The following is a 12,047-nucleotide window of genomic DNA, read 5'->3' as shown; positions in this document are numbered from 1 at the left end:
CCCTGACCCCTCCCCGCAAGGGGGAGGGGAAATCTGGAGGAGAGCAGCGATGCAACTCGGCATGATCGGCCTCGGCCGGATGGGCGGCAATATCGTCCGGCGCCTCCTGAGGGACGGGCACACGGCGGTGGTGTTCGATCAGAACCCGGCGGCCGTTGCGGCCCTGGTCGAGGCCGGTGCGGTCGGCGCGTCGAGCCTAGAGGACCTGGTTGCCAAGCTGGAGGTGCCGCGTGCGGCCTGGGTGATGCTGCCGGCCGGCGCGATCACCGAGGAAGCTGTCCAGACGCTCTCGAATCTGATGCAGTCCGGCGACTGCGTTATCGACGGCGGCAACTCCTTCTACGGCGACGATGTGCGGCGCGGCCTTGCCCTGAAAGAAAAGGGCCAGCACTACGTCGATGTCGGTACGTCGGGCGGCGTCTGGGGCCTGGAGCGCGGCTACTGCATGATGATCGGCGGCGACACGGAAACCGTCGACCGGCTCGACCCGATCTTCAAGACTCTGGCGCCGGGCATCGGCGATATACCGAAGACACCGAACCGCGAGGGCCGCGACCCGCGCGCCGAGCAGGGCTACATCCATGCTGGGCCGACCGGCGCCGGACACTTCGTGAAGATGGTCCATAACGGTATCGAATACGGGCTGATGCAGGCCTATGCGGAGGGTTTCGACATCCTCCGTCACGCCAATTCCCAGGACCTGCCGGCCGAGCGACGATTCGATCTCGACATGGGCGATATCGCCGAGGTCTGGCGGCGCGGCAGCGTCGTGTCCTCGTGGCTCCTCGACCTCACCGCCCAGGCGCTCGCGGGCGACGAGCAACTCACGGACTTCTCCGGCTACGTCGAGGATTCCGGCGAGGGGCGCTGGACCATCAACGCCGCCATCGAGGAGGGCGTACCGGCGACGGTCCTCTCCGCGGCCCTCTACCGCCGCTTCCGCTCCCGCGAGCATGCGAGTTACGCCGACAAGCTCCTGTCGGCGATGCGCAAGGGCTTCGGCGGCCATCAGGAGCCGAAGAAGTAGAGGGCAGTCCCATGAGCCTTCCCGCCGGTACCCATATCCTGAAGGACGCGGAGGCGGTCGCCCGCGAGGCGGCCGAGCGGCTCATCGTGGCATGCGGCGAGAACCACGCGGAGCGGATCGCGATCTGCCTCTCGGGCGGCTCGACGCCCAAGGTTCTGTACGGCCTCCTCGCCGGACCGGACTACGCGACCAGGGTGCCGTGGGAGCGGATCCACTGGTTCTTCGGCGACGACCGGGTGGTGCCCTGGGACGATGCGCGCAGCAACGTCCGGATGGTCCGCGAGGCCTTCGGCCACGGCGCGCGGATCCCGCCGACCCACCTGCACTTCATTCCTTCGGACGAGGGCGCGGAAGCTGGGGCTCGCGCCTACGAGCGCACGCTGCTGGACTTCTACGGGGCCGACAGCCTCGATCCAGACCGGCCCCTCTTCGACCTCGTGCTCCTCGGATTGGGCGAAGACGGGCACACCGCCTCCCTCTTCCCCGGCAAGCCGGCCGTGGCGGAGACCGGCCGTTTAGTCGCGCCAGTGCCCGAGTCCGGGCTGGCACCGTTCGTGCCGCGCATCACCCTCACCTTCCCGGCACTCGCCTCCTCCCGGCACGTGCTGTTCCTGGTGACCGGCGCGGGCAAGCGCGCCCCTCTAGCTCGCCTCGCTGCGGGCGAGACTCTGCCCGCCGGGCGCGTGACCAGCTTCGGCGCGGTCGCGTGGCTCCTCGACGCAGCTGCAGCCGGCTAACGCTTCCGCCTGGCGTTACGGTCTGGCAAGGTCGCGGTGGTAGACCCGGCGGGGCGGGTATGCCGCCTCAAGGGCCAGATGCGCGCGGGCACCCTCGTCCTTTACACCGACCAGCCGACGCGCCGCGCCGATCTCCTGCGCGCGCTCGAGGCGTTCGCGCCCTGCGTGATGCTCCATGCCGCGGAGGCGCCCCCGAGCGATCCATGCCTCGCCGTCATCGGCGACCTCGACCTGCTCCGGCCCTGCCCGTTCATCGGTCTGCGCTCACTCCTGGTCGCCTCGCCCGCGCTGCCGCGCCTCTTCCTGCTGCGCAGCATGGGCTCGCGCAGCCTGTCTGCGGCGCGCAGCCTCGGCGGGCGGCTCTGCTTGCCGGCCGACACGCCGGTCGCCACCGTGGTCGAGGCCCTGCGCGTGGCCATCAGATCCCCAGCCCCGATGGAGAGGCCGACGCAGGTCGAACCGGGCGCGCCGCTCGTGGCTCAGGCGGCCGACCGGGCCGGCGGCGTCATCGCCAACCTTCTCGATTCCGCGCGCGAGACCGGGAGAGTCGACGCCGCGCTGATCGACGAGGGCCTCGATCCGATCCTCGGCGCGATCAGGGTCGGCGGTCTCAACGCGTGGCTTGAGACAGTCCGCGCCTACGATGACGCCACGTACCAGCACTGCCTGCTGGTGGCGGGTCTGGCCGCGACCTTTGCCATCGACCTCGGCTTCTCGGCGGCGGACCGCCAGCTACTGGTGCGCGCCGCCCTTGTCCATGACGTCGGCAAGGCCAGAATCCCGCTGGCGATCCTGAACAAGCCCGGCCCCCTCGATCCGGCCGAGCGCGCGGTGATGCGCGAGCACGCAGCCCTGGGCCACGAGATCCTCGTGCAGGCCGGCGGGTTCGACCAGATAGTCCTCGACGTGGTGCGCCACCACCACGAGATGCTCGACGGGTCGGGCTACCCCGATGGGCTGAAGGGCGCGGCCATCCCTGATATCGTCAGGCTGATCACCGTCTGCGACGTCTACGCAGCCTTGGTGGAGCGCCGTCCCTATCGACCGCCCCTGCCGGCGGCGGATGCCGTGAAAATCCTGCACGGCATGGAGGGTAAGCTCGACGCGGACCTCGTCCGCGCGTTCGAACGCTCCGTGATCGGCTCCTGATCCGGATCCCGGCGCCCTGACTACAGGACGAAGTGCTTCGAGAGCTTCAGACCCTGGGCCTGATAATTCGAGCCGGCGCCGGCCCCATAGAGCGTCTCGGGCAGGTTGAGCATCCGCTCGTAGACGAGGCGGCCGACGATCTGGCCGTCCTCCAGCAGGAACGGCACGTCCCGCGAACGCACCTCCAGCACGGCGCGGGCCCCTGCGCCGCCCGCTCCGGCATAGCCGAACCCGGGATCGAAGAAGCCCGCGTAGTGAACCCGGAACTCGCCGACCAGGGGATCGAACGGCACCATCTCGGCGGCGTGGTCGGGCGGGACTTGGACCGCCTCCTTCGACGCCAGGATGTAGAACTGGCCCGGGTCGAGAATCAGGCTCCCCGATCCGTCGGCCGCCAGTGGTTCCCAGAAATCCGCGGCCCGGTGACGGCCCGGCGCGTCGACATCGACGAGCCCCGTGTGGCGCTTTGCCCGGTAGCCGACGAGGCCGTCGAAGCCGGCGAGATCCACCGAGACGGCCACGCCGCCCTGGAAGGACGGGCTGCCCGCGTCGACCAGCGCCGAACGCGCATGGAGCAATCCGAGCTCGGATTCGGTCAGACGTGGCGCTCCCCGTCGGAAGCGGATCTGGGAGAGGCGCGAGCCGGTCCGGACCAGGACCGGGAAGGTGCGCGGCGAGATTTCCGCGTAGAGCGGCCCGGTATAGCCTGGCTCGACCTGATCGAACGCCTCGCCCCGGTCGGTGATGACCCGGGTGAACACGTCGATGCGGCCGGTGGAGCTCTTCGGATTGGCCGCGGCCGCCAGATCGCCCGGGAGAGCCAGGCTCTCCTGGAGTTCGGCGATGTAGACGCAGCCCGTCTCCAGCACCGCGCCGGGACGCAGGTCGATCGCATGCAGCGACAGGCGCTCGACGCAGGCCTGGACCGTACGGCCCGAGCCGGGCAGGAAGCTCGTGCGGACCCGATAGGCCCTGTCGCCCAGGCGCAGATCGAGGCTCGCGGGCTGGATCTGATCGGCGGCGAATGCGCGCGCGGGGCGGATGCCGCCCGAGGCCGCGAGGGCGGCGATCGCCTGGCCCGGCAGGATCCCGGCGCGGCCCTCCGCGCCCGAATCGGCGGCTTCCTTGCCTGCGCCCGCGTTCATCGCGCCCCTGACTCCCTCGCGCGCCACCGGCAGGTCCGCGTCCGCCGTCCGTTTTCGCCGGGACTGGCTAATGGGGGCTTAACCCGTCTCGGCTGTCCCGTCATGCTGGGCCGGTCGTCCTGGCCGGGAAGCGGGGCGGTTCGGCAATCCGCGAGGTAGTCCGCCGCAATTGACGGCGATTCCGCTGCCTACTACCACCGGCCATGGAGCGCGTTTCATTCTGCTTCGTCGAATCGCACCGTCCGAAGAAGGGCCTAATAGGGCGATGTACAAGGCCGAGACGCGGGGAATTAGCGTGACGGTTCAGTCCCGCTTCGTCGAGGAGGAGTCCTCGCCGAACGAGAGCCGATACTTCTTCGCCTACACGGTCGAGATTGTGAACAACGGCAGCGTGCAGGTTCAGTTGCGCTCCCGTCATTGGCGCATCATCGACGGGCACGGTGCTTGTCAGGAGGTGCGCGGAACGGGCGTCGTCGGCAAGCAGCCGGTGCTGGAGCCCGGGGAGTCCTTCTGCTACACGAGCGGCTGCCCGCTGAACACGCCCGACGGGCTGATGGCCGGCAGCTACACGATGGCGACGGTGGCCGGTGAGAGCTTCGAGGCCGAGATCCCCGCCTTCTCCCTCGACAGCCCGCACGTCCGCCGCAGCCTGCACTGAGGTCCCGGCAGCCGGGGCCCCGCTCCGGAGGAATCCATGTCCGCGACCGGCGAGCGGCTGAGCCCGCTCGACATGCTCGCCCGCCTCGTGTCCTTCGACACCGAGAGCGATAAAACGAACCTCGCCCTGATCGAGTCCGTCTGCGCCTATCTCGACGGATGGGGCATTCCCTCTCTGCGCCTGCCGAACGCCGCGGGCGACAAGGTGGCCCTCCTCGCCACGGTCGGCCCGATGGTCGACGGGGGCGTCGTGCTCTCGGGCCATACCGACGTGGTGCCGGTGGCCGGCCAGTCTTGGACCAGCGACCCGTTCAGGCTGCGCGTCTCGGACGGCCGGGCCTACGGTCGGGGCGCCGTCGACATGAAGGCCTTCGACGCCCTGGCGCTGGCGCTGGTGCCCAAGATGCTCGCCGCCAGCTTGAGGCGGCCGATCCATATCCTGCTCTCCTACGACGAGGAGACCACCTGCCTCGGCTCGATGGACGGGATCGCCCGCTTCGGCGCCGACCTGCCGCGGCCGGCGGCGGTGATCGTCGGCGAGCCCACCGGGATGGAGGTCGCGGACGCGCACAAGAGCATCGTCACCTGCCTCACCACCGTCCACGGCCACGAGGCCCATTCCGCCCGGCCCGCCCTCGGGGCGAACGCCGTGTCGGCCGCGTGCGAGCTGGTCGCCGGCCTCAACCGGATCGCCGACCTGATGATCGAGCGCGGCGATCCCTCGGGCCGGTTCGATCCGGCCGCGACCACGGTCCATGTCGGGACGATCCACGGCGGCACGGCCCGCAACATCCTGGCCAAGGAATGCCGGTTCCACTGGGAGTATCGCGGCCTGCCGGACCTCGACCCGGCCGAGATCCCGCGCCTCTTCGCCCGGGAGGTGGAGCGGGTCACCCGCGAGCGCCTCAACCGTTACGGCGACTTCGGCCGGATCGAGACCCTGGAGGAGGTCGACATCCCCGGCCTCGCCCCCGAGCCGGGATCGGATGCCGAGCGGCTCTGCCTGCGGCTCGCCGGCCGCAACCGCACCATCGCGGTCCCCTACGCCACCGAGGCCGGGCAGTTCCAGGCGGCAGGCCTCCCGACCGTCGTCTGCGGGCCCGGCGACATCGCGCAGGCTCACCAGCCCGACGAATTCATCACCCTCGACGCCCTCGGACAGGGTGAGCGGTTCCTGCGCAACTTGATCGAGGCCTGTGCGTCATGAACGCCATCACCGGAATCACCATCAAGCTGCGGCCGCTGGAGCGGGAGGATCTGCGCTTCGTCCACCAGCTCAACAACAACGACAGCATCATGCGCTACTGGTTCGAGGAGGCCTACGAATCCTTCGCCGAGCTGCAGCAGCTCTACGAGCGCAACATCCACAACCAGACCGAGCGGCGCTTCATCGTGGCCGATCCGGGCGGCGAGCCGGCCGGGCTGATCGAGCTCGTGGAGATCAACCATCTCCACCGGCGTTGCGAATTCCAGATCGCGATCCACCCGAGCTTCCAGGGGCGGGGCTACGCGTGGCAGGCGACAAGGATCGCCATGGATTACGCGTTCAGCGTGCTCAACATCCACAAGCTCTACCTGCACGTGGACCGGGACAATGCCCGGGCGGTGCGCATCTACGAGCGCTGCGGCTTCCACGCCGAAGGGGTACTGAAGGACGAGTTCTTCGTGAACGGGCGCTATCGCGACGCGGTGCGGATGTGCCTGTTCCAGCCTGATTACCTCAAGGCCCGCGGCGGTGGTGACATCGCCGAGCCCGTGCTGAAGGTGTGAGGGAGGAGTCGGAGCCCCTCCCCCTCGTACCGCTCAGTTGCGGCCGGCACCCGTCGTCTGCGCGCCCGACTGGCCGCCCGACCGGCCGGCGCCCTGGGCACCGCCCATGCTGCCGCCGCTCATGCCGCCACGCTCGGCGCCGCCCGTCCGGCCGCCCTCGTTGCCGCCGGCCTTCATGCCGCCCTGCTGGCCGCCACGGTCCGAGGCGTTCCGGATGCCATCCTGCTGGCCGCCGCGCATGTCGCTGTTGCGCATGCCCTCGTTCCGGCCATCACGGCCGGCTTTCCGGTCCATCCCGCGATCGGCGTTGCGGTCATTGCCCCGGTCCATCCGGCCGTCGTTCCGCCCCTCGGTGCGCGAGGCGTTCCGGACGCCGTCCCGGCCGCCGTGGTTGTCGAACCGCGCGCCGGCGCGCTGCTCGGAACGGAAGCTCGCACTGACGGTGCCACCGCCGCTCAGGCGACGGTACTCCGCGGAACCATAGCGGACCCGCTGGCCGCGGATCGTGACGAAGCGATCCTCCTGCACCGAGACGAGGCGGCGGTATTCGGGCGACCCGTACAGCACCCGGTGGCCGCGGATCACGACGTAGCGCTCGCGCGGGCCGGTCTCACGGACGCTGACCAGACGGCGGTACTCGGGCGAGCCGTACAGCACGCGCTGGCCGCGGATCACGACGTAACGCTCGCGCGGTCCGCGGTTCTCGGTGACGATCAGGCGGCGATACTCGGGCGAGCCGTAGACCACCCGGCGGCCGCCGATGAAGACGTAGCGGCCCTCGCGGCGGAAGCCGCCCTCGACGCGGCCGCCGCGGATGTCGGTCCGGCTGCTGACGTCGGTCCGGCTGCTCACATCGGTCCGCCCGCGGACATCGGCGCGGTCCCCGCGGCGGTCGCCGCGCTCGCCGCGATCCGCGCGCGCGCCGTTCCGGTCGCCGCGCTCGTTCCGCTCCGCGCGGGCGCCATCGCGATCACCGCGCTCGGCGCCGGCGCGACCGCGATCCTGGGCCCGATCCTGGGCCATCCGCCCCTCGCCGCCCGCATCCCGGCCCTGTCCCGACCGGCCCGCATCGGCAGAGCCGCGCTCCGCCGACTGGCCGCCCTGCGCGCCGCCGCGCTCGGCGCCGCTCATGCGACCGCCCTCGGCCCCGGACTTCATGCTGGATTCGGCCCCGCCCTGACCGGCGCGGCCGCCCATTCCGTCTGCGCCCCGCCCGGCGCCGCCCTGCTGCTGCGCATACGCCGAGGTGCTGATTAGCAGCGCGGCCAACCCGATGGACAATTTCCGCATGGCGAACTCTCCAATGTTGAATCTGCCACGCAACGTCGAAGATTGCGGAACGGTTCAGCCTGGAGGGCCCAAAAATTTACGCAACGAATACCGAGGCCAACGCGTTTCGCGCGATGAAGCTTGACCGTAGGCGTCGTTCTACTGGTCGTCGGCACGGGTGATTCTGCCTCTACTGGCGCGGCTGCTCCGCGATCTCGGCCTCGACCTCCTGTGGATCGAGATCGTAGCGCCGGGAGCAGAATTCGCAGGTGATGACGATGCGTCCATCGTCCGCCACCATGTCGCGCCGCTCCTGCGGGGTGAACGAGCGGATCATGCCCATCACGCGCTCGCGCGAGCAGCGGCAGGTCTCGTGGACCGGCTGCCGCTCGAACACCCGGACGCCGCGTTCGTGAAAGAGCCGGTAGAGCAGGGTCTCGCTCGACACGTTGGGGTCGACCAGTTCGTGATCCTCGATCGTGGCGACCAGGGAGCGCGCCTCCACCCAGGCGTCGTCCTCCGGCGCGTCGCCCGAGAGATGCGGGTGCCCCTCCGGGATGTCGCCCGGCGGCAGGTCCGCGAGGCGGGCGCGGTCGATCGACTGGGGCAGGAACTGTACGACAAGGCCGCCGGCCCGCCAGCGCCCCTCGCCCTCCCCCACGGCCTCGGCCACCGCGAGGCGGACCTCCGTGGGAATCTGCTCGGACTGGCGGAAATACTGGTGTGCGGCTTCCTCCAGGCTCTGGCCCTCGAGGGCGACGACGCCCTGGTAGCGGCTCGCCGCGGTGCCCTGGTCGATGGTCATGGCCAAGTGGCCGGTACCGATCAGGTCGGCATCCTTGAGCGGCCCGGATCCGAGGGCGGTCACCCTGTCGGCCTCGAACCGCGCGGTGGCGCGCAGCCGGTCGGGCGCCTCGAAATCGACCACGATCATCGACACCGGACCGTCGGTCTTGGTCTGGAGCTGGAACCGCCCCTCGAACTTGAGGGAGGAACCGAGCAGCACCGTGAGCGCCGCCGCCTCGCCGAGGAGCCGCGCGACCGGGTCCGGATAGCCGTGGCGGCGCAGGATCGTGTCGACGGCGGGCCCCAGCCGGACGACACGCCCGCGCACATCCAGCGCCTCCACGGCGAAGGGCAGCACGGCGTCGTCCGCCCCCGCGTGGCCGTTGCCGGCGGCGGGGGGCTGCGACTGGAATGGCGACTGGGATGGCGACTGCGTTCCTGAGGTCATGCCCTCTCCGATCGATGAGTCCGGCGCCCGTCACGACCCATTCGCGGATCGGGCGGCCGCCCGGGCGGAGCCGTGTTCCGGGTGGGCCGGGCCGCGTGAGGAATGGACCTTGACGGAGCGATCGATCCCTCACCCCGCCCGCGCCCGAGCGGAGGCGCGGAACGCCGTATCCGGTGCCGGGACGCCGCCTGCCGGCGGCCGTGATGGGGAGGCGGACGGCGTCGGCCGCCCGCTCATGCCTATATGGTGCGCCGCTTCTCCGAGCGCGAGCCCAGGGCTCAGCGGATGTGCGGTGGGCTGCCGACGGTAAACGCCAGTGCCGGCGGCGCGTTGATCGGATGATCCCACCCACCGCCTCATCCTGAGGTGACCGCGAAGCGGGCCTCGAAGGAGGGCTCCACGGATCTCGGAACGATCTGGAGGGCTCCTTCGAGGCCTCCGCTACGCACCGGCACCTCAGGATGGGGGGTGGATGGGAAGGCCGGTCCGAGCCTTCGCGCTGCCGTGCCCTCTTGTGGGCAGGCCGACGCAGGCCTGCTCAGAGCCCGCCCGCGTGGAGGCACCAGGCCAGGATGCCCTTCTGCGCGTGCAGGCGGTTCTCGGCCTCGTCGAAGACGACGGAGCGCGGGCCGTCCATCACCTCGGCCGTGACCTCCTCGCCCCGGTGGGCGGGCAGGCAGTGCATGAAGATCGCGTCCGGGTTGGCCGCCGCCATCAGCTTGGCGTTGACCTGATAGGGACTGAGCAGGTTGTGCCGGTGGGCCTCGTCGTCGTCGCCCATCGACACCCAGCAATCGGTCACGACCGCATCCGCGCCCTCGACCGCCGCGAAGGCGTCCGTGGTGACGTGGATGTCGGCACCCTCCTGCTGCGCCCAGGCGAGCAGGGCGGACGGAGGGGCGAGTTCGGGCGGGCTCGCGACGTTCAAGGTGAAGTCGAACCGCGCGGCCGCGTGGACCCAGCTCGCCAGCACGTTGTTGGCGTCGCCCGACCACGCCACCGTACGGCCCTTGATCGGCCCGCGATGCTCCTCGAAGGTCAGCACGTCGGCCATGATCTGGCACGGATGCGAAACCTTGGTCAGGGCGTTGATCACCGGGACGGTGGCGTATTCGGCGAGCTCCAGCATCTGACCGTGGTCGAGGATGCGGATCATGATCGCGTCGACGAAGCGCGACAGGACCTGCGCGGTGTCGCCCACGGTCTCGCCGCGACCGAGCTGCATCTCGGAGCCCGTGAGCATCAGCGTCTCGCCGCCCAGCTCGCGCATCGCCACGTCGAAGGAGACGCGGGTGCGGGTGGAGGGCCGGTCGAACACCATCGCGAGGGTCTTGCCGGTCAGCGGGCGCTCGGCGGCGACCTCGCCCTTGCGGCGGAGCGCCTTGATGGCGGCGCTGGCGTCCAGCACCCGGCGCAGCTCCGCCCCGGAGAGATCCTTGAGATCGAGGAAATGGCGAGGGCCGGCACCGTTCAGGTGCCTGGCGGGGGCCGGGGCCCGGCCGTCAATCTGGGCTTTCATCGCGTCACAATAACTAGAGTCTGCTCAACGATCACCTGATCATGAACCGCACTCTACCTCCTGGCAGGGGCATCTCCGTCACGCGCGGCGGGACAGGCCGCGCCCGGAAATGCTTCGGGCCGCCCCCCGGGGTCCGGGGGCGGTATTCTGAGCCGGTCGGGCTCGGCGTTACTCGGCTGCGCCGCGGGCGGCCTCGAAGCCGGACGCGGCCGCGTCCAGCCGGCGGACCGCCTCGTCGATCTCGGCGTCGCCGATGGTGAGCGGCGGCAGCAGGCGCACGATGTTGTCGCCGGCCGGGATCACCAGCAGATGCGCGTCGCGCGCGGCGGCGGCGAAGTCGGTATTCGGCACGCCGAGCTTGAGCCCCAGCATCAGGCCCTCGCCGCGGATCTCCTCGAAGACGTGCGGGTGCCGGTCGCGCAAAGCGGCGAGCTTCTGCTTGAGCAGGAGGCCCGAACGGGCGACGCGGTCGAGGAAGCCGTCCGCCAGCACGACGTCCAGCACCGCGTTGCCCACCGCCATGGCGAGCGGGTTGCCGCCGAAGGTCGTGCCGTGCGTGCCGGCCGTCATGCCGCGGGCAGCCTCGCGCGTGGCGAAGCAGGCGCCCATCGGGAAGCCGCCGCCGATGCCCTTGGCCGCGCTCATGATGTCCGGGGTGATGCCGGACCATTCGTGCGCGAACAGCCGGCCGGTGCGGCCGACGCCGGTCTGGACCTCGTCCATGATCAGCAGCAGGCCGTTGGCATCGCAGATCTCGCGCAGGCGGCGCAGGTCCGCGTGGGGGATCACCCGTACGCCGCCCTCGCCCTGGATCGGCTCGATCATCAGCGCCGCCGTCTCCGGTCCGATCGCCGCGTCCAGCGCGGCCCAGTCCCCGGCCGGCACCTGATCGAAGCCCTCGACCTTCGGGCCGAAGCCCTCGATGTATTTCTGCTGGCCGCCGGCCGCGAGCGTCGCCAGCGTGCGCCCGTGGAAGGCGCCCGCGAAGGTGACGATCCGGTAGCGCTCGGGATGGCCGTCGGCCGCGTGGTACTTCCGGGCGATCTTGATCGCCGCCTCGTTGGCCTCGGCTCCCGAGTTGCAGAAGAACACCACGTCGGCGAAGGTCGCCTCGACCAGCCGCCGGCCCAGGCGCTCGCCGCCCGGGATCTCGAACAAGTTCGAGGTGTGCCAGATGCGATTCGCCTGCTCGGTCAGCGCCCCGACGAGGTGCGGATGCGCGTGGCCGAGGGCGTTCACCGCGATCCCGGCGCCGAAGTCGAGGTATCGCTCGCCGCCCTCCGTCACGAGCCACGCGCCCTCGCCGCGCTCGAAGGCGAGCGGCGCGCGGACGTAGGTCGGCAGAAGGGCTGACGTCACGGGTCCCATCTCCGTTTCTCGTAGAAGCCGAGCAGGCGTTAGCCGGCTCCAAATGAAAGTGCCGCCTCAGTGATGGGCGGCACGCGCGCGATTACTATGAAAGTGCCGGGCGCTGTCAACGTTTCGCTGATCAGCGGGCACGCGCGGCAGGTCTGCGCGATGCTCCCCCAAGGCCGTCTTC

The 12,047-nt window shown here is 70.5% G+C and carries 11 protein-coding genes; 6 read left to right on the top strand and 5 right to left on the bottom strand.

Annotated features, from left to right (window positions below; translation table 11 throughout):
- Window positions 1-49: 49 nt before the first annotated feature.
- The 3 genes from gnd to MMSR116_RS19890 all read left to right on the top strand — a co-directional run bounded on the left by gnd (window position 50) and on the right by MMSR116_RS19890 (window position 2,913).
- A complete protein-coding gene (gene gnd, locus MMSR116_RS19900; protein ID WP_010685804.1) occupies window positions 50-1,027 on the top strand; it encodes a phosphogluconate dehydrogenase (NAD(+)-dependent, decarboxylating) in 978 nt (325 codons plus the stop codon).
- Window positions 1,028-1,038: 11 nt separating this feature from the next.
- Window positions 1,039-1,764 (top strand): 6-phosphogluconolactonase, encoded by a 726-nt coding sequence (pgl, locus tag MMSR116_RS19895; RefSeq protein ID WP_010685805.1) that lies wholly within the window; start codon window positions 1,039-1,041, stop codon window positions 1,762-1,764.
- 78 nt (window positions 1,765-1,842) lie between these two features.
- Window positions 1,843-2,913, top strand: coding sequence for an HD-GYP domain-containing protein (locus MMSR116_RS19890; RefSeq protein WP_039894187.1), 1,071 nt, complete (start codon window positions 1,843-1,845; stop codon window positions 2,911-2,913).
- A 20-nt stretch (window positions 2,914-2,933) separates the two neighbouring features.
- Here MMSR116_RS19890 and MMSR116_RS19885 read toward each other — a convergent pair whose 3' ends face one another.
- Window positions 2,934-4,058, bottom strand: a complete 1,125-nt coding sequence (locus MMSR116_RS19885) for a 2'-deoxycytidine 5'-triphosphate deaminase (RefSeq protein WP_010685807.1) — start codon at window positions 4,056-4,058, stop codon at window positions 2,934-2,936.
- Window positions 4,059-4,323: 265 nt separating this feature from the next.
- On the opposite strand from MMSR116_RS19885, the gene apaG reads away from it, so the two are divergent.
- From apaG to speG, 3 genes are read left to right on the top strand one after another with little or no spacing between them, the layout of a single operon-like run.
- Window positions 4,324-4,716: a Co2+/Mg2+ efflux protein ApaG gene (gene apaG / locus MMSR116_RS19880; protein ID WP_010685808.1), complete on the top strand. Its 393-nt coding sequence runs from the start codon at window positions 4,324-4,326 to the stop codon at window positions 4,714-4,716.
- Window positions 4,717-4,752: 36 nt separating this feature from the next.
- Window positions 4,753-5,922: an acetylornithine deacetylase gene (gene argE, locus MMSR116_RS19875; protein ID WP_010685809.1), complete on the top strand. Its 1,170-nt coding sequence runs from the start codon at window positions 4,753-4,755 to the stop codon at window positions 5,920-5,922.
- The gene (gene speG, locus MMSR116_RS19870; protein ID WP_010685810.1) at window positions 5,919-6,485 is read left to right on the top strand and encodes a spermidine N1-acetyltransferase; all 567 of its coding nucleotides are present in this window, start codon (window positions 5,919-5,921) and stop codon (window positions 6,483-6,485) included. Before argE ends, speG begins: the two co-directional genes overlap by 4 nt.
- Before the next feature lie 33 nt (window positions 6,486-6,518).
- Here the strand turns inward: speG and MMSR116_RS19865 are convergent, their stop codons facing one another.
- The 4 genes from MMSR116_RS19865 to MMSR116_RS19850 all read right to left on the bottom strand — a co-directional run bounded on the left by MMSR116_RS19865 (window position 6,519) and on the right by MMSR116_RS19850 (window position 11,866).
- Complete coding sequence (locus MMSR116_RS19865; protein WP_010685811.1) at window positions 6,519-7,775, bottom strand: hypothetical protein; 1,257 nt, start codon at window positions 7,773-7,775, stop codon at window positions 6,519-6,521.
- 169 nt (window positions 7,776-7,944) lie between these two features.
- Window positions 7,945-8,988: an Hsp33 family molecular chaperone gene (locus tag MMSR116_RS19860; protein WP_010685812.1), complete on the bottom strand. Its 1,044-nt coding sequence runs from the start codon at window positions 8,986-8,988 to the stop codon at window positions 7,945-7,947.
- Window positions 8,989-9,526: 538 nt separating this feature from the next.
- A complete protein-coding gene (gene argF / locus MMSR116_RS19855; protein WP_010685813.1) occupies window positions 9,527-10,507 on the bottom strand; it encodes an ornithine carbamoyltransferase in 981 nt (326 codons plus the stop codon).
- Between the two features lie 168 nt (window positions 10,508-10,675).
- The gene (locus MMSR116_RS19850) at window positions 10,676-11,866 is read right to left on the bottom strand and encodes an aspartate aminotransferase family protein (RefSeq protein ID WP_010685814.1); all 1,191 of its coding nucleotides are present in this window, start codon (window positions 11,864-11,866) and stop codon (window positions 10,676-10,678) included.
- Window positions 11,867-12,047 lie beyond the last annotated feature (181 nt).

Origin of the sequence: Methylobacterium mesophilicum SR1.6/6 (assembly GCF_000364445.2) — a bacterium.
Lineage (GTDB): Bacteria > Pseudomonadota > Alphaproteobacteria > Rhizobiales > Beijerinckiaceae > Methylobacterium > Methylobacterium mesophilicum_A.
This window is presented reverse-complemented; position numbering and strand designations above follow the sequence as displayed.

Excerpts from the sequence above, each read along its gene's own strand:
- argF (WP_010685813.1), bottom strand. The coding sequence starts at position 10,507 with ATGAAAGCCCAGATTGACGGCCGGGCCCCGGCCCCCGCCAGGCACCTG.
- MMSR116_RS19890 (WP_039894187.1), top strand. The coding sequence starts at position 1,843 with ATGCGCGCGGGCACCCTCGTCCTTTACACCGACCAGCCGACGCGCCGC.
- pgl (WP_010685805.1), top strand. The coding sequence starts at position 1,039 with ATGAGCCTTCCCGCCGGTACCCATATCCTGAAGGACGCGGAGGCGGTC.
- argE (WP_010685809.1), top strand. The coding sequence starts at position 4,753 with ATGTCCGCGACCGGCGAGCGGCTGAGCCCGCTCGACATGCTCGCCCGC.
- apaG (WP_010685808.1), top strand. The coding sequence starts at position 4,324 with ATGTACAAGGCCGAGACGCGGGGAATTAGCGTGACGGTTCAGTCCCGC.
- MMSR116_RS19860 (WP_010685812.1), bottom strand. The coding sequence starts at position 8,988 with ATGACCTCAGGAACGCAGTCGCCATCCCAGTCGCCATTCCAGTCGCAG.
- speG (WP_010685810.1), top strand. The coding sequence starts at position 5,919 with ATGAACGCCATCACCGGAATCACCATCAAGCTGCGGCCGCTGGAGCGG.
- gnd (WP_010685804.1), top strand. The coding sequence starts at position 50 with ATGCAACTCGGCATGATCGGCCTCGGCCGGATGGGCGGCAATATCGTC.
- MMSR116_RS19885 (WP_010685807.1), bottom strand. The coding sequence starts at position 4,058 with ATGAACGCGGGCGCAGGCAAGGAAGCCGCCGATTCGGGCGCGGAGGGC.
- MMSR116_RS19865 (WP_010685811.1), bottom strand. The coding sequence starts at position 7,775 with ATGCGGAAATTGTCCATCGGGTTGGCCGCGCTGCTAATCAGCACCTCG.